Below are 15233 nucleotides of genomic sequence, written 5' to 3' on the forward strand. Positions count from 1 at the left end.
TGCCTTAAAAAGGAAAAGTATGACTACCTGCACCTCGCGCGCGGCATGGGGAAACCTGCTGCGTCGCCTTCATTTCTACGTTGGGCTGTTTGTCGGCCCGTTTATCTTCTTCGCCGCGCTGACCGGGACGCTGTATGTGGCGACCCCACAGCTGGAAAACGCACTCTACCGGCACGCGCTCCACGCGGATTCCGTGGGCGAGCCGCAGTCTCTGGCGGAACAAATCGCCGTGGCGGAAAAAACCGTTGGATCAGATTTACGTTTGCACGCCGTTCGTCCGGGGCTGGTTGCGGGCGAAACCACCCGCGTGATGTTCGCTGACCCGAAACTTGGGCCATCGGAGAACCGGGCTATCTTTATCGATCCGGTGAGCCTGGCGGTGCTGGGAGATCTGACGGTATACGGCACCAGCGGGATTTTACCCCTGCGTCAGACTATTGATTACCTGCATACGTCCCTGATGCTGGGCGACATTGGGCGCCTCTACAGCGAGCTTGCGGCCTCGTGGATGTGGGTTGCCGCGCTGGGCGGTATTGCCCTGTGGTTTTATACCCGACCCAAACGACGGATCAACAATCGCTTCCAGAACCGGCGTCGGGTGCACGTGACGCTGGGCTGGGTTCTGCTGGGAGGAATGCTGCTGTTCTCCGCAACCGGCCTGACCTGGTCCCAGTGGGCTGGTGGGAACGTGGATAAGCTGCGTGCAGAGATGAACTGGCTCACCCCGCAGGTGAACACGACGCTATCCGGCCAACATGAGGTTATTGATGAACATGCCGAACACCGTGGTCATCACGGTGGGATGATGATGCCGGAAATGGCGATGGATCTGACGCAGTTTGACGGAGTATTAAGCGCGGCGCGTAAAGCAGGGATTGATGCCAACAGGCTGGAGATCCGCCCGGCGAAAACGGCGGATAGCGCCTGGACCGTGACGGAAATCGATCGCAGCTGGCCGACCCAGGTGGACGCCGTTGCGGTTGATCCTTCTACGATGCAGATCCTGGACAGAACCCGATTCGAGGATTTCCCGTTAATGGCAAAACTGACCCGCTGGGGCGTGGATTTCCATATGGGGATCTTATTCGGGCTGGTGAATCAGCTGCTGCTGGTGGCGTTCGGCCTCGCCCTGTGCGTGCTCATCATCTGGGGTTACCGGATGTGGTGGATGCGTCGTCCGGCACGGTCGGCAGTGAGTCCGGTACAGACGCTTTGTCAGAGCTGGCTGGCGCTGTCAGGATGGGGAAGAGGCGTTACGGTGGTAATCAGCATACTGCTTGGGATGGCCTTGCCGGTCATGGGCGTGAGTCTGGCGCTGTTTGTTCTGGTGGACTGGCTGCGCTGGCGAGCGGCAACCAGGCTGACGCTCGCCGATTCATCCGCTAAATAACCCTATGGCGTGCTGATCACCACTGCGACGCGGCGGTTTTCAGCGCGCCCTTGCGGAGTACTGTTGCTCGCAACCGGGTATTTTTGACCTAATCCCCGCGTGGTGAGATTGCTGCGCGGGATATTTGCCCCCTTCGCCCAGGCGTCGGCCACGGCGTTGGCGCGTTTTAACGACAGCGCTTCGTTGTAGCTTTCTTCCCCGTAGTTATCCGTGTGACCGTCCATTCGCGCGTGGTTCAGGCCGGTTTCCGCCAGGCGAGAGGCCATGGACTGGATCTGCGTTTCACTTTCCGGGCGCAGTCGGGCGTCATTTTTATCAAACAGGATGGTGTCCGACATGCCAAGCGACCAGTCACCGTTCAGTTCGTTAAAACCGTAAGACTTCATCGCCGCAATTTGCTCAGGAGTGAATTTGCCTTCCGGTGGCGACTGACAGCCTGCCAGAACCAGTGAGGCCAGTACTAACGGCGCGAAGTAACGTTTTAACATAGTGTATCCTTTCTAACTTATTGTTTTCGTACGCTGGTTTTTAACCTGGTACATATTGCGGTCAGCCCTCTCCAGTAATGCTTCCACGGAAGCATTTTCCCACGCCAGAGCAAAGCCAATGCTGAGTGACATCGATGCTTTTTGTCCGTTATGAAGATCAAACGGACGGATAAACTGCTGCGAAAGCGCAGCACAAATGTGTTGAACCTCAAGCTCAGAGTGAACGCCGTACAGCACCATGGCAAATTCGTCTCCGCCAAGACGGTAAGACTGATGACGTTTGTCGCCAAACTCCATCATCCTGCTGGCGACTTCGATGAGCACACAGTCTCCTGCCGCGTGTCCCCAGGTGTCGTTAATAAACTTAAAATTATCACCGTCGAGGAAGAGCAGAGCCGAGTTTGTTCTGGCTGAAGGGTCGTTCATTAAGGCTGCAATGCTGTTACGAAACGCCGCGCGGTTGGCAAGACCGGTAAGCGGGTCGTGCATGGCGGTCCGCAACAGCTGAGCGTTCTTCGCCTGAAGCTTCAGTTGCCACTCTTCCATTTCGTCCAGAAGACTGTTGAAGTCCTCGCCAAACTGGTGAAATTCTTCGATACGGCCGTCTTTCACCCGGCGGGAGAAGTTGCGGTTCGTGCGTACGTCATGCACGACGTCGGTAATGTTCTGCAGGGCCGTGACCATTCCACGATGCAAAGACTGGGTTATGATGAGCGCGACGACGGCGGCAAAGAGAATGCAGCCGGTCAGTACGGCAAACGACGTCCAGATGAAATGGCTGATCAAACTGTCGCGTGCGGTAAGGCGGATTTCGCCGATCGTTAAGCCGTTATGCATGATGGGCTGCGCAACCGGTACGGGGAAAAGCCAGCGACTGACCAGCGCGCCCAGCGTGTCGTTGTTATCCTCCGGGTTCCAGGACCAGTAGGCGAACCGCTTTTTATGCGCGTTAATCACCTCCGCCGCGGCAAACTGCCCCTGTTTGCCCAGGGCGGCAAGCGTTTCGTTGGCCGCCAGCGAGTCGTTGAAAACCAGCGAGGCTTCCAGGCTGTGGCTCATTGTGGCGCCGGTTAATTCGAGATTCTTTTGCGCGTATTGTTTTAACGTCACGACGGAAGCAAAACAGAGCAACAGCCATATTAACGTCATGGTAATAATGACGCTTATCATGCTGTTTCGCCTCAACGTTCTTTTAAACGTCGGACGTGGCGTTGATGTGAAATCTTTATCCATGCTGCTTATTCCGTGCCAGCATTAATACATCCGGATTGACTCTTACGCCACTGCGCGTCAATGCATCCAGGTTGACGGAAAACCGTACCTGGCCGCGATCGATCATCAGGCAAAAGGCACTGCCAATTACACATTCCGGATTTTGCTCTGAGATTAATAGCAACGCTCTGCCCTGATATTGACTTATTAATTCAAGTTGTTTTACCGGTGATTCAGACCCGAAATATATCGCATCGCACGTCGCGGCCAGGGCTTCCCGATCGTTACGTACAATAACGGGAGTATAGGGTAACTCGTTGTGCCCTTCGTCGCCGCTGAGCGCGTGTGTATAGTGAGAAGTGGCATAGACGCAAAGTCTGGGCTGCCCGGATAGTGACGGCCATCGCGTATAGCTCACAATGCCTGAGACAATCGAACGTACCGATTTATCCGTTTCCGTAAGCGTGCCTGCCGTCGCTGGGCCCACCATAAGGAACAGCATTAACACCAGAGTGAGTCGGAAAAAAGAGATCAAGAATAAATTTCTCACCAGAATCCGCCACATCGCTCCGGAAATAGATGTCCTTAAGAGTTGCGGGCAGAATACCATTGTTTATCAAAGCCGTCATTATGTCAGAAATAGCATCAGGCCAACCTAAGCTAAATCCTACTGTTGTTTATTTTCCGGTGGTTAAAAACAGACTTAATTGAGTCTGCTGGAACGCATACCTTCATCCATTCCTTTTTGCCATGACGCACGCAGTTTTGTCGCGTTTTCGACAGTATCGCAACTGGCAGGAAAAGATTTGCCCGCTAATCCCCAGGCGTGAATAAACCCTTCTTCGCAGACTCTCTTCTGACCATCGGCATAGCCGCGAAGATATTCACTACGATCAACGTGGGTGTCATTAAAACTATCGGCCAGGGTCTGGTTATCTTTAACCGGCAGGCCATTCATGGCGTCTTCTTTACCGGCATCAAACCAGGATGGACTGGTCCAGTCGGGCTGGAAGGTGTAAGGATTGATCTGGCAGCCCGTTAAAAACAGCGACAACAGCGTGAGAGCAATTGAACGCATAGCCATTCTCCTTTTTTCTTCAGCATAGCCTGGCTTAAGAAAATATGTCTGTAATTTAAACTTTACGTTTTTATCGGCTGATTTTTGCAATAAATTGGCTTCTGTAAACTAATGTGTACGTATTTTGGATTGAAATGTTTACTTTTTATGGTATCGTGGTCTCACCTCACCGAGGAAAACAACTATCGCAAACGAGCTTTACAGGATCGCCATCATGCAAAAAGACGCGCTGAACAACGTACATATCACTGACGAACAGGTTTTAATTACTCCGGATCAACTGAAAGCGGAATTTCCGCTGAGCGTCGCGCAGGAGGCTCAGATTGAGCACTCGCGTCAGACCATTTCAAATATCATCGCCGGCCGCGATCCGCGCCTGCTGGTGGTGTGTGGTCCTTGCTCCATTCACGATCCTGAAACCGCCATTGAGTACGCTCGTCGATTTAAAGCATTAGCGGAGGAGGTCAGCGATAGCCTCTATCTGGTGATGCGCGTCTATTTTGAGAAGCCACGTACCACTGTCGGCTGGAAAGGGTTGATTAACGATCCGCACATGGATGGCTCGTTTGATGTGGAAGCAGGTCTGAAGATTGCGCGTCGCCTGCTGGTGGAGCTGGTCAGCATGGGGCTGCCTCTGGCAACCGAAGCGCTGGATCCGAACAGCCCGCAATACCTTGGCGATTTGTTCAGTTGGTCCGCGATTGGCGCGCGTACCACGGAATCTCAAACCCACCGCGAGATGGCGTCTGGTCTGTCGATGCCGGTTGGTTTTAAAAACGGTACCGATGGCAGCCTGGCGACGGCGATCAACGCCATGCGCGCTGCCGCCATGCCGCACCGTTTCGTCGGTATCAACCAGGCGGGCCAGGTCTGCCTCCTGCAAACCCAGGGCAACCCGGACGGTCACGTGATCCTGCGCGGCGGGAAAGCCCCGAACTACAGCCCGGCGGACGTGGCGCAGTGTGAAAAAGAGATGGAGCAGGCGGGACTGCGCCCGGCACTGATGGTAGATTGCAGTCATGGTAATTCAAATAAAGATTACCGTCGCCAGCCTGCGGTTGCGGAATCCGTGATCGCACAGATCAAAGATGGCAACCGTTCGATTATTGGTCTGATGATTGAGAGCAACATTCATGAAGGCAATCAGTCATCGGAACAACCGCGTAGCGCAATGAAGCACGGCGTCTCCGTGACGGATGCCTGCATCAGCTGGGAAACCACCGACGCGCTGCTGCGTGAGATCCACAAAGATTTGAACGGCCAGCTGGCGACACGTCTGGCTTAAGAGGTTAGTTATGGTTGCTGAATTGACCGCACTGCGCGATCAAATTGATGAAGTGGATAAGGCGCTGCTGGACCTGCTGGCGCGCCGCATGGCGCTGGTAGCCGAAGTCGGTGAGGTGAAAAGCAAATACGGCCTGCCGATTTACGTCCCGGAGCGTGAAGCCTCAATGCTGGCCTCTCGTCGCAAAGAGGCCCAGGCGCTGGGCGTTTCGCCGGATTTAATTGAAGATGTTCTGCGTCGCGTGATGCGGGAATCCTATTCCAGCGAAAACGACAAGGGCTTCAAAACCCTCTGTCCGTCCCTGCGGCCGGTGGTGATTGTCGGCGGGGCAGGACAGATGGGGCATCTGTTTGAAAAAATGCTGACGCTTTCTGGCTATCAGGTGCGCATTCTGGAAAAAGAGGACTGGGCGCATGCGCCGGAACTCATGAAAGATGCCGGGATGGTTATCGTCAGCGTGCCGATCCACGTGACGGAGCAGATCATCGGGAAGCTTCCTGCTTTACCGAAAGATTGCATCCTGGTGGATCTGGCCTCCGTCAAAAATGGTCCGCTGCAGGCGATGCTGGCTGCGCATATGGGCCCGGTGCTGGGTCTGCACCCGATGTTTGGCCCGGACAGCGGCAGCCTGGCTAAGCAGGTGGTGGTTTACTGCGACGGTCGTCAGCCGGAAGCCTATCAGTGGTTCCTTGAACAGATTCAGGTATGGGGCGCGCGATTGCACCGCATCAGCGCGGTCGAGCACGATCAGAACATGGCGTTCATTCAGGCGCTGCGCCACTTTGCGACGTTTGCCTACGGTCTGCATCTGGCGGAAGAGAACGTGCAGCTTGAACAGCTGCTGGCGCTCTCTTCACCTATCTATCGTCTGGAGCTGGCGATGGTCGGGCGTCTGTTTGCTCAGGATCCGCAGCTTTACGCGGACATTATTATGTCCTCCGAGAACAACCTGGCGCTCATCAAGCGCTACTATCAGCGCTTTGGCGAAGCCATTACGCTGCTGGAGCACGGAGACAAGCAGGCTTTTATCGACAGTTTCCGCAAGGTCGAGCACTGGTTTGGCGATTACGCGCAGCGTTTCCAGAGTGAGAGCCGGACGCTGTTGCGCCAGGCAAATGACAGTCGCCAGTAATGCGATGATGTATATACTGAAAGCCAGCAATGCTGGCTTTTTTTATTTTGGGGAACTGTCATGGCCGAACCGCAGCTGCTGTTGAATTACACCGGGCATCTGCCTGAGTGCCCGACGTGGAGCGCAGAAGAGCGCGCGCTCTACTGGGCCGATATTCTGGAAGGGGAGATCCACCGCTACCATCTGCCGACGGCAGAACACACCGTGCTCTCTTTCCATGAGGAGGTGGGCTGTTTCGCGCTGCGCGAGCAGGGTGGTTTTATCGTTGCGATGAGAACGGGTATCTGGCTGACCGATAAACACGGCCTGCTGCGCCGCAAGGTGTGCGATAACCCCTCTAACCCGCAGCTCGCACGCTTTAACGACGGCGGCACCGATTCTCTGGGACGATTCTACGCGGGCACGTTTTGGGGGCCGGGAGATTACAACGGTGCCCTGCTGATGCGCATCGACAACGACCTGACGCCGAAAGTGATCCAGTGCGATATTCACGGCCACAACGGCTTAGCGTTTAGCCCGGATAAGCAGTGGATGTTTACCTCAGACACGCCAAACGGCGTTATTTACCGAACGCCGCTTGACGAGCAGGGCGAACCCGGCAGGCGCGAGGTGTTTCGTCAGTTTAAAGAGGGCGAAGGGATACCGGACGGCGCGGCAATGGATGTGGAAGGCTGCTACTGGAGCGCGCTATTTGACGGCTGGCGTATTGCGCGTTTTTCTCCGCAAGGGGAGCAGCTGGAAGAATATCGCATGCCGGTGCGTTGCCCGACGATGGTCTGCTTTGGCGGCGATGACATGAAAACGCTGTTTATTACCACCACGCGGGAAAATATGGATGCGGACGAGCTGGCGAAGTATCCGCTCTCCGGCGCCATCTTCACCCTGCCGGTGAACGTGGCAGGGATGAAGAAAAGCCGCTTTATCGGACGTTAAGCCGGGTCAACCGGGACCACGTTTTCGCTCGGATAGCAGCCCAACACTTTCATGGAACGCGTGATCTCGCCCAGTTCGCGCAGGGCCTTCTGCATGGAAGCAGATTCCAGGTTGGCCTGGATATCAAGATAAAACATCTCTTCCCACGGGTTACCGTGGATTGGGCGTGATTCCAGTTTGGTCATGATCAGGTTGTGGTTACGCAGCACCAGCAGGGCTTCAACCAGCGCACCGGCCTGTTGGCCGGTCGCCATCAGCAGCGTGGTTTTCGCTGGCACCTGGTCTGACACATTGATTGCCTTGCGGGCCAGCACCACGAAGCGGGTGATATTTTGCGTCTGGTTCGCCAGATTGCGTTCCAGCACCTGTAAACCATACAGCGCCCCGCCTGCTTCGCTGCCGAGCGCGGCGGCGGTTGGGGAGTTAGCCTGCGCCACTTTTTCCATCGCCGCCGAGGTGCTTTCGGTGTACTCAATTTTCCAGCTCGGATAGCGGTTCAGGAACTGGCTGCACTGCTGGAACGGCTGTGGATGACTGTAAACCGTTTCGATCTTGCTCAGGTCGGTTGAGCCGGAGACCAGCACGCAGTGATCGATTGGGATCGTCAGCTCGCCAACCAGCGACAGGCTGGTGTGCTGCAGCAAATCGTAGACGTCGTTGATGGCACCGGAGCTGGTGTTTTCAATCGGTACGACGGCGTAATCCGCCTGGCCGGTCTCAACCTGATTAAAAATGTCGGCAAACTTGGCACAGCCGCTCTCAATAAATTCTTCGAAATGGCGTGCGGCATACTGACGTGCGGCCAGATGAGAATAAGACCCCTTCGGACCGAGGAAGGCGATACGCGCAGAGTGTGGATTGGTTTTGTTCAGATGCTGCTGGAGCAGCGCTTGCTGGGTGAGAACGGAGTCTTCGATGATGAGCTGGAACAACCGGGTAATGTAGTGGGCATCGAGGTGATGCGCTTTGCCGAGCTGAATGAGACGTTCCAGCAGATCGCGCTCGCGGTCGATATCTCGTACCGGGCGATGGGAGTCCAGCTTGGCTTTGCCCACTTCAACGGCAAGCGCGCGGCGTTCGGCCAGCAGCGCCAGCAGTTTCTCATCCAGCGCGCTGATTTTTACTCGCAGATCCAGTAACGGGTTTTCCGGTGTCATAGTGTTGTCGGTCTCATTTTATCGTTATCAATAAAAAAGGCCCCCCGATGTGGGAGGCCTTGTTGTTCGTCTTCGCATTCTTTATCACACGACGAAACGCCTCCCAGTCAGGGGAAGGTAAAAAAGAATGCGAAGAAGAACGGCGTAAGTTTCATAAAGTCATCCTGTGATTGATACCGTTAAAGTACCCGTACTGTTTTCACCCTGTCAATAAAAAACAAAAAACGCGCCCGAAGGCGCGTTGGCGGTACACTCAATTTAAAGGATTACTCTTCTTCAACTTCTTCCGCGAAGCTGGCGTCTTTCACCGATGTTGCGGCGCGACGGGCTTCACCTTTGTGTTGCACTTTATTGAGCTGCCGTTCCAGCTTGTTGATCAAATCGTTAATAGCGGTGTACATATCCTCGTGTTTTGCGCTGGCGACCAGATGGCCGTTTGGAGTATTGATAGTTGCGTCAGCGATGAAACCCTGCGGCTCCTTGGACAGGATGATATGTGGATTAATCAAATGAGTTTGCCATTTATCCAGTTTGGCGAGACGGTCTGCGACGTGCTGGCGGATTGCCGGAGTAATTTCCATTTGTTTACTGGTAATGTTCATTGTCATAAATTTTACCTCTTGTCTTTCCGTCTTGGTGATTCCAGCATACCCGACCTAATGTCAAAATGTGTGATTTAGATCACGTTATTTTGTCGGTTTTTGTCAGGGAATCTTTTTTGTGAAGCAGGGCAGGAAGAGGTGAGATTTACCTTGTCGAAGGTAAAAATTGGGGCCATAGTTGACTGGATGTGTTGAGGCTTAAGCGCTTCAGCGACGCGCTAAAATGAATAAAAAAACGGCAGCCTTCGGGCTGCCGTTTTGCATTGAGGCAATATCAGGTGTTGCTGCTGTTCGCGGCGATGATTTTCGCCACTTTTTCAGCCTGAGCGGTCATCTGCATCTGACGATAAGCATTTTCCATCAGCTTCAGGCCGTCGCGCGTTGCCTGAGTATCCGGATAATCACGCAGCATACCTTCTACGCGGTTAACCACGGCAACCCATGCGCCACGACGGGTATAGTATTCCGCTACGGAGTATTCATATTTCGCCAGACGATCTTTCAGGAACACCAGACGTTTGGTGGCGTCAGTCACGTACTGACTGTTCGGATAGCCGCGCACCAGCTTGGAGAAGTCATTGAAGGCATCACGCGCATGCTGCGGGTCACGGTCAGAACGATCCACGCCGAAGAAGCCCTGCAGCGCACTGTCGTCCAGCGCCATGTTGGTGAGGCCGCGCATGTACATCACATAGTCGATGTTAGGATGAGTCGGGTTCAGACGCATGAAACGATCGATGGTTGCCTGAGCCAGCGGCAGATCGGCATTTTTATAGTATGCGTAGATGAGATCTAACTGTACCTGCTGCGAATATGGACCAAATGGATAGCGATTATCCAACGCTTCCAGTTGCGTTATCGCCTGTTTCCAGTTACCGTCCTGCAACTTTTGTTGTGCAGTCGCATAGATTTCATTCGGCGGATTGTCAGGGACCTGTTCATTTGAACCGGAGCAGCCCACCAAAGCCAGGCTCAACGTGGCCGCTGCCACCAGATATTTCATGCGCGTCATGACGTTTTGACTTTCCTCAAATGTTTGTCCGGGAGAAACTCTGTTCCTGCTCCCGATTAAGACCAGCTACAATAGCACACTATATTAAACGGCAAAGCCGTAAAACCCAACGTTAAACGAAGAAGCAGTTTATGGCACAACGAGTAGAACTCACCGCAACAGTCTCCGAAAATCAGCTCGGTCAACGCTTAGATCAGGCTTTGGCCGAATTGTTCCCTGATTATTCGCGTTCACGCATAAAAGAATGGATCCTTGACCAGCGCGTGCTGGTAAACGGCAAGATCTGGGACAAACCAAAAGAGAAAGTGTTAGGTGGGGAAGCTGTCGCCATCAATGCTGAAATCGAAGAGGAAATCCGCTTCGAGCCGCAGGATATCCCACTGGACATTGTCTATGAAGATGATGACATTCTGGTGATCAACAAGCCGCGCGACCTGGTTGTTCATCCGGGCGCGGGGAACCCTGACGGTACGGTACTTAACGCACTTCTCCATTATTATCCGCCGATCGCGGATGTCCCGCGCGCGGGCATCGTGCACCGTCTGGATAAAGACACCACCGGTTTGATGGTGGTAGCGAAGACCGTTCCTGCTCAAACCCGTCTGGTGGAATCGCTGCAGCTGCGCGAAATCACCCGCGAGTATGAAGCGGTAGCCATTGGGCATATGACCTCTGGCGGAACGGTGGAAGAGCCAATCAGCCGTCACCCAACCAAACGTACCCATATGTCGGTGCATCCGATGGGTAAACCGGCGGTGACGCACTATCGCATTATGGAGCACTTCCGTATTCATACGCGCCTGCGTCTGCGTCTGGAAACCGGACGTACTCACCAGATCCGCGTGCATATGGCCCACATTACCCATCCGCTGGTCGGGGATCAGGTATACGGTGGTCGTCCGCGTCCACCTAAAGGCGCATCGGATGAGTTCATCAGCGTATTGCGTAAATTCGATCGCCAGGCGCTGCACGCGACTATGCTGCGTCTTTACCACCCTATCACCGGTATTCAGATGGAATGGCATGCGCCTATCCCGCAGGATATGGTGGACCTTATTGACGCCATGCGTGCTGATTTCGAAGAACATAAGGATCAAGTGGACTGGTTATGACCAAACTGATTGTCCCGGAGTGGCCATTGCCTGCAGGCGTGGCCGCCTGCAGTTCAACCCGTATTGGCGGTGTTAGCCAGGGCGCGTGGGAGTCTTTGAACCTCGGTGCGCACTGTGGCGACAACCTGGAACATGTTGAAGAGAACCGCCGACGTCTGTTTGCTGCGGGGAACTTGCCGTCGAAACCGGTCTGGCTGGAACAGGTTCATGGTAACGCGGTACTGAAGTTGACGGGGGAACCCTATGCTTCTAAACGCGCTGATGCCTCTTACAGTAATACTCCGGGAACCGTTTGTGCCGTGATGACCGCCGATTGTCTGCCGGTTCTGTTCTGTAACCGTGCAGGTACCGAGGTGGCAGCAGCACACGCGGGATGGCGTGGTCTGTGTGAAGGCGTGCTCGAAGAAACAGTCGCCTGCTTTAACGATGAGCCAGCCAATATTATGGCCTGGCTTGGCCCGGCCATTGGTCCTCGCGCTTTCGAAGTGGGGCCAGAGGTTCGCGAAGCCTTTATGGAAAAAGATCCGCAAGCGGTTGAAGCCTTCCTGCCTTCGGGGGATAAATATCTGGCCGATATTTACCAGCTCGCCCGTCAGCGTCTGAATAACGTTGGCGTGACGCAGATCTTCGGCGGCGATCGCTGCACATTCACCGAAAAGGGTGATTTTTTCTCCTATCGTCGCGACAAGACCACGGGGCGTATGGCAAGTTTCATTTGGCTGATATAACCTAAAGAATCAAGACGATCCGGTACGTGCCGTTTTCTTTTCACATAATTCAGGTCATTAACCTTGAATAATTGAGGGATGACCTCATTTAATCTCCAGTAGCAAATTTGACCTGTTATGGGAGGAGTTATGCGTCTGGATCGTCTTACTAATAAATTCCAGCTTGCTCTCGCCGATGCCCAGTCCCTCGCACTGGGGCACGACAACCAGTTTATCGAACCTCTTCATTTAATGAGCGCCTTGCTGAATCAGGAAGGGGGATCGGTACGTCCTTTATTAACGTCCGCTGGCATTAATGCTGGCCAGTTACGCACCGCTATCGATCAGGCGCTGAGCCGTTTACCGCAGGTAGAAGGTACCGGCGGCGACGTTCAGCCGTCTCAGGATTTGGTGCGCGTGCTTAACCTTTGCGACAAGCTGGCGCAAAAACGTGGGGACAACTTTATTTCGTCAGAGCTGTTTGTTCTGGCGGCGCTTGAATCACGCGGTACCTTGACCGACCTGCTGAAATCTGCCGGTGCGACCACCGCCAATGTGACTCAGGCGATTGAGAAAATGCGCGGAGGTGAAAGCGTGAACGATCAGGGAGCCGAAGACCAACGTCAGGCTTTGAAGAAATTTACGGTCGATCTGACCGAGCGTGCTGAACAGGGCAAACTTGATCCGGTTATCGGCCGTGACGAAGAAATCCGCCGTACGATTCAGGTACTGCAACGTCGTACCAAGAACAACCCGGTGCTGATTGGTGAACCGGGTGTCGGTAAAACCGCCATTGTTGAAGGGCTGGCGCAGCGTATCGTTAACGGCGAAGTGCCGGAAGGCCTGAAAGGTCGCCGCGTACTGGCGCTGGATATGGGCGCGCTGGTGGCTGGTGCGAAATACCGCGGTGAGTTCGAAGAGCGTCTGAAAGGCGTGCTTAACGACCTGGCGAAGCAGGAAGGGAACGTTATCCTGTTTATCGACGAACTGCACACTATGGTCGGTGCGGGTAAAGCGGACGGCGCGATGGATGCCGGGAACATGCTGAAACCCGCGCTGGCGCGCGGTGAACTTCACTGCGTCGGTGCCACCACGCTTGACGAGTATCGTCAGTACATTGAAAAAGATGCTGCGCTGGAACGTCGTTTCCAGAAAGTGTTTGTTGCTGAGCCAAGCGTTGAAGATACCATCGCGATCCTGCGTGGTCTGAAAGAGCGCTATGAACTGCACCACCACGTGCAGATCACAGACCCGGCTATCGTTGCGGCGGCGACGCTTTCACATCGTTATATTGCTGACCGTCAGCTGCCGGATAAAGCGATCGACCTTATAGATGAAGCGGCTTCGAGCATTCGTATGCAGATTGACTCGAAACCGGAAGAGCTGGACAGGCTCGACCGACGCATCATTCAGCTCAAGCTGGAACAGCAGGCGCTGAAGAAAGAGTCTGATGAAGCCAGTAAGAAACGCCTGGATATGCTCAATGAAGAACTGGACGATAAAGAGCGCCAGTACTCTGAGCTGGAAGAAGAGTGGAAAGCCGAGAAAGCATCCCTTTCCGGCACTCAGACCATTAAAGCTGAACTCGAACAGGCCAAAATTGCCATTGAGCAGGCTCGCCGTGTCGGCGATCTGGCGCGAATGTCTGAACTGCAGTACGGCAAAATTCCTGAGCTGGAAAAACAGCTTGAGATAGCGACGCAGTCAGAAGGGAAAACGATGCGTCTGTTACGTAATAAAGTGACGGATGCAGAAATCGCGGAAGTGCTTGCTCGCTGGACCGGTATCCCGGTGGCGCGCATGCTGGAAGGCGAGCGTGAAAAACTGCTGCGCATGGAGCAAGATCTCCACAACCGGGTGATTGGTCAGAACGAAGCGGTTGAGGCGGTTTCCAACGCCATTCGCCGTAGCCGCGCAGGGTTGTCCGATCCAAACCGTCCGATTGGTTCGTTCCTGTTCCTGGGGCCAACCGGCGTTGGTAAGACCGAGCTGTGTAAAGCGCTGGCTAACTTTATGTTCGACAGCGACGATGCGATGGTGCGGATCGACATGTCCGAGTTTATGGAAAAACACTCCGTCTCACGTCTGGTCGGCGCGCCTCCGGGATACGTAGGTTATGAAGAAGGGGGGTACCTGACGGAAGCGGTTCGCCGTCGCCCTTATTCCGTCATCCTGCTGGATGAGGTGGAAAAAGCGCATCCTGATGTGTTCAACATCCTGCTTCAGGTGCTGGATGATGGCCGTCTAACCGACGGACAGGGGAGAACGGTCGACTTCCGTAATACGGTTGTCATCATGACCTCGAACCTGGGTTCCGATCTGATTCAGGAACGTTTCGGTGAACTGGACTATAGCCATATGAAGGATCTGGTGCTCGGTGTCGTGAGCCATAACTTCCGTCCTGAGTTCATCAACCGTATTGATGAAGTGGTGGTATTCCATCCTCTGGGTGAGAAACACATTGCGTCGATTGCTCAGATCCAGCTGCAGCGTCTGTACAAACGTCTGGAAGAGCGTGGGTATGAAATTCACATCTCCGACGAGGCGCTGAAGCTGTTGAGCGAGAATGGTTACGATCCGGTGTATGGTGCGCGTCCATTAAAACGTGCGATCCAGCAGCAGATCGAAAACCCGCTGGCGCAGCAGATCCTCTCCGGAGAATTGATTCCGGGCAAAGTTATCCGTCTGGAAGCCAACGACGATCGCATTGTGGCAGTGCAGTAAGTCACAAAACGCAAAAACGAGCCGATCGCGGCTCGTTTTTGTTTAAAAACCAGGCGAAAATTGAGGTCTGGAGTAAGATTTGCCTGGAAAGTGAGCGGTCAGTAAATAAATGTCACTTTATCCTTGCAGCTTCGGAATTACTCCCTATAATGCGCCTCCACTGACACGGAACAACGGCACACACGCCGCCGGGTCAGCAGAGAAAAGCGAAATTAATCACTTGACTCTGAAGCGGGAAAGCGTAATATGCACACCCCGCGCCGCTGCGAAAAGCGAAGCGGCACTGCTCTTTAACAATTTATCAGACAATCTGTGTGGGCACTCAAAGTGACATGGATTCTTAACGTCCTCGGACGAAAAATGAATACCAAGTCTCTGAGTGAACATACGTAATTCATTAC

At 54.1% G+C, this 15233-nt stretch carries 15 protein-coding genes and 1 other annotated feature; of the genes, 7 read left to right on the forward strand and 8 right to left on the reverse strand.

The features are described 5' to 3' along the window. Nucleotides 1-19: 19 nt before the first annotated feature. The gene (locus ACZ6J2_RS15760; RefSeq protein ID WP_471726151.1) at nucleotides 20-1390 is read left to right on the forward strand and encodes a PepSY-associated TM helix domain-containing protein; all 1371 of its coding nucleotides are present in this window, start codon (nucleotides 20-22) and stop codon (nucleotides 1388-1390) included. A gap of 2 nt (nucleotides 1391-1392) precedes the next feature. Here ACZ6J2_RS15760 and ACZ6J2_RS15765 read toward each other — a convergent pair whose 3' ends face one another. The 4 genes from ACZ6J2_RS15765 to ACZ6J2_RS15780 form a co-directional block, all read right to left on the reverse strand. Further along, entirely contained in the window at nucleotides 1393-1878 is a 486-nt protein-coding gene (locus ACZ6J2_RS15765) for an OmpA family protein (RefSeq protein WP_045909260.1), read from the reverse strand. Nucleotides 1879-1890: 12 nt separating this feature from the next. Further along, nucleotides 1891-3111, reverse strand: a complete 1221-nt coding sequence (dgcN, locus tag ACZ6J2_RS15770; RefSeq protein WP_045909259.1) for a diguanylate cyclase DgcN/YfiN — start codon at nucleotides 3109-3111, stop codon at nucleotides 1891-1893. Then, nucleotides 3104-3655: a regulatory sequestration protein YfiR gene (yfiR, locus tag ACZ6J2_RS15775; protein WP_471726154.1), complete on the reverse strand. Its 552-nt coding sequence runs from the start codon at nucleotides 3653-3655 to the stop codon at nucleotides 3104-3106. Before yfiR ends, dgcN begins: the two co-directional genes overlap by 8 nt. A 138-nt stretch (nucleotides 3656-3793) precedes the next feature. Further along, nucleotides 3794-4168, reverse strand: coding sequence for a DUF2799 domain-containing protein (locus ACZ6J2_RS15780; RefSeq protein ID WP_045909257.1), 375 nt, complete (start codon nucleotides 4166-4168; stop codon nucleotides 3794-3796). A 214-nt stretch (nucleotides 4169-4382) separates the two neighbouring features. Between ACZ6J2_RS15780 and aroF the strand changes: the two genes are divergently transcribed. From aroF to ACZ6J2_RS15795, 3 genes are read left to right on the forward strand one after another with little or no spacing between them, the layout of a single operon-like run. Then, complete coding sequence (aroF, locus tag ACZ6J2_RS15785) at nucleotides 4383-5453, forward strand: 3-deoxy-7-phosphoheptulonate synthase AroF (RefSeq protein WP_471726157.1); 1071 nt, start codon at nucleotides 4383-4385, stop codon at nucleotides 5451-5453. A gap of 10 nt (nucleotides 5454-5463) precedes the next feature. Next, nucleotides 5464-6585 (forward strand): bifunctional chorismate mutase/prephenate dehydrogenase, encoded by a 1122-nt coding sequence (tyrA, locus tag ACZ6J2_RS15790; protein WP_471726160.1) that lies wholly within the window; start codon nucleotides 5464-5466, stop codon nucleotides 6583-6585. Between the two features lie 60 nt (nucleotides 6586-6645). Further along, complete coding sequence (locus tag ACZ6J2_RS15795) at nucleotides 6646-7518, forward strand: SMP-30/gluconolactonase/LRE family protein (protein WP_471726162.1); 873 nt, start codon at nucleotides 6646-6648, stop codon at nucleotides 7516-7518. Here ACZ6J2_RS15795 and pheA read toward each other — a convergent pair. The 4 genes from pheA to bamD all read right to left on the reverse strand — a co-directional run bounded on the left by pheA (nucleotide 7515) and on the right by bamD (nucleotide 10289). Beyond that, a complete protein-coding gene (gene pheA / locus ACZ6J2_RS15800) occupies nucleotides 7515-8675 on the reverse strand; it encodes a bifunctional chorismate mutase/prephenate dehydratase (protein WP_471726163.1) in 1161 nt (386 codons plus the stop codon). The two genes, ACZ6J2_RS15795 and pheA, sit on opposite strands and share 4 nt — an antisense overlap. Before the next feature lie 30 nt (nucleotides 8676-8705). Further along, nucleotides 8706-8831: a sequence feature (Phe leader region), on the reverse strand. Continuing rightward, nucleotides 8783-8830: a pheA operon leader peptide PheL gene (gene pheL / locus ACZ6J2_RS15805; RefSeq protein ID WP_100249759.1), complete on the reverse strand. Its 48-nt coding sequence runs from the start codon at nucleotides 8828-8830 to the stop codon at nucleotides 8783-8785. It overlaps the preceding feature by 48 nt. A gap of 110 nt (nucleotides 8832-8941) precedes the next feature. Beyond that, complete coding sequence (raiA, locus tag ACZ6J2_RS15810; RefSeq protein ID WP_003863162.1) at nucleotides 8942-9283, reverse strand: ribosome-associated translation inhibitor RaiA; 342 nt, start codon at nucleotides 9281-9283, stop codon at nucleotides 8942-8944. Between the two features lie 268 nt (nucleotides 9284-9551). Beyond that, nucleotides 9552-10289, reverse strand: a complete 738-nt coding sequence (gene bamD, locus ACZ6J2_RS15815; RefSeq protein ID WP_023308867.1) for an outer membrane protein assembly factor BamD — start codon at nucleotides 10287-10289, stop codon at nucleotides 9552-9554. A gap of 131 nt (nucleotides 10290-10420) precedes the next feature. On the opposite strand from bamD, the gene rluD reads away from it, so the two are divergent. From rluD to clpB, 3 genes are all read left to right on the forward strand, one after another. Then, the gene (gene rluD, locus ACZ6J2_RS15820; RefSeq protein WP_023308866.1) at nucleotides 10421-11401 is read left to right on the forward strand and encodes a 23S rRNA pseudouridine(1911/1915/1917) synthase RluD; all 981 of its coding nucleotides are present in this window, start codon (nucleotides 10421-10423) and stop codon (nucleotides 11399-11401) included. Next, nucleotides 11398-12129 carry a purine nucleoside phosphorylase YfiH gene (gene yfiH / locus ACZ6J2_RS15825; RefSeq protein ID WP_059347777.1) on the forward strand — a complete coding sequence of 244 codons (732 nt, stop codon included), beginning with the start codon at nucleotides 11398-11400 and terminating at the stop codon, nucleotides 12127-12129. Before rluD ends, yfiH begins: the two co-directional genes overlap by 4 nt. A gap of 129 nt (nucleotides 12130-12258) precedes the next feature. Continuing rightward, nucleotides 12259-14832 carry an ATP-dependent chaperone ClpB gene (clpB, locus tag ACZ6J2_RS15830; RefSeq protein WP_023308864.1) on the forward strand — a complete coding sequence of 858 codons (2574 nt, stop codon included), beginning with the start codon at nucleotides 12259-12261 and terminating at the stop codon, nucleotides 14830-14832. Nucleotides 14833-15233: the final 401 nt, after the last annotated feature.

It is taken from the genome of Enterobacter sp. E14S, from assembly GCF_055666685.1.

Excerpts from the sequence above, each read along its gene's own strand:
- aroF (WP_471726157.1), top strand. The coding sequence starts at position 4,383 with ATGCAAAAAGACGCGCTGAACAACGTACATATCACTGACGAACAGGTT.
- rluD (WP_023308866.1), top strand. The coding sequence starts at position 10,421 with ATGGCACAACGAGTAGAACTCACCGCAACAGTCTCCGAAAATCAGCTC.
- ACZ6J2_RS15795 (WP_471726162.1), top strand. The coding sequence starts at position 6,646 with ATGGCCGAACCGCAGCTGCTGTTGAATTACACCGGGCATCTGCCTGAG.
- ACZ6J2_RS15765 (WP_045909260.1), bottom strand. The coding sequence starts at position 1,878 with ATGTTAAAACGTTACTTCGCGCCGTTAGTACTGGCCTCACTGGTTCTG.
- clpB (WP_023308864.1), top strand. The coding sequence starts at position 12,259 with ATGCGTCTGGATCGTCTTACTAATAAATTCCAGCTTGCTCTCGCCGAT.
- yfiH (WP_059347777.1), top strand. The coding sequence starts at position 11,398 with ATGACCAAACTGATTGTCCCGGAGTGGCCATTGCCTGCAGGCGTGGCC.
- raiA (WP_003863162.1), bottom strand. The coding sequence starts at position 9,283 with ATGACAATGAACATTACCAGTAAACAAATGGAAATTACTCCGGCAATC.
- ACZ6J2_RS15760 (WP_471726151.1), top strand. The coding sequence starts at position 20 with ATGACTACCTGCACCTCGCGCGCGGCATGGGGAAACCTGCTGCGTCGC.
- yfiR (WP_471726154.1), bottom strand. The coding sequence starts at position 3,655 with ATGTGGCGGATTCTGGTGAGAAATTTATTCTTGATCTCTTTTTTCCGA.
- bamD (WP_023308867.1), bottom strand. The coding sequence starts at position 10,289 with ATGACGCGCATGAAATATCTGGTGGCAGCGGCCACGTTGAGCCTGGCT.
- dgcN (WP_045909259.1), bottom strand. The coding sequence starts at position 3,111 with ATGGATAAAGATTTCACATCAACGCCACGTCCGACGTTTAAAAGAACG.
- tyrA (WP_471726160.1), top strand. The coding sequence starts at position 5,464 with ATGGTTGCTGAATTGACCGCACTGCGCGATCAAATTGATGAAGTGGAT.
- pheA (WP_471726163.1), bottom strand. The coding sequence starts at position 8,675 with ATGACACCGGAAAACCCGTTACTGGATCTGCGAGTAAAAATCAGCGCG.
- ACZ6J2_RS15780 (WP_045909257.1), bottom strand. The coding sequence starts at position 4,168 with ATGCGTTCAATTGCTCTCACGCTGTTGTCGCTGTTTTTAACGGGCTGC.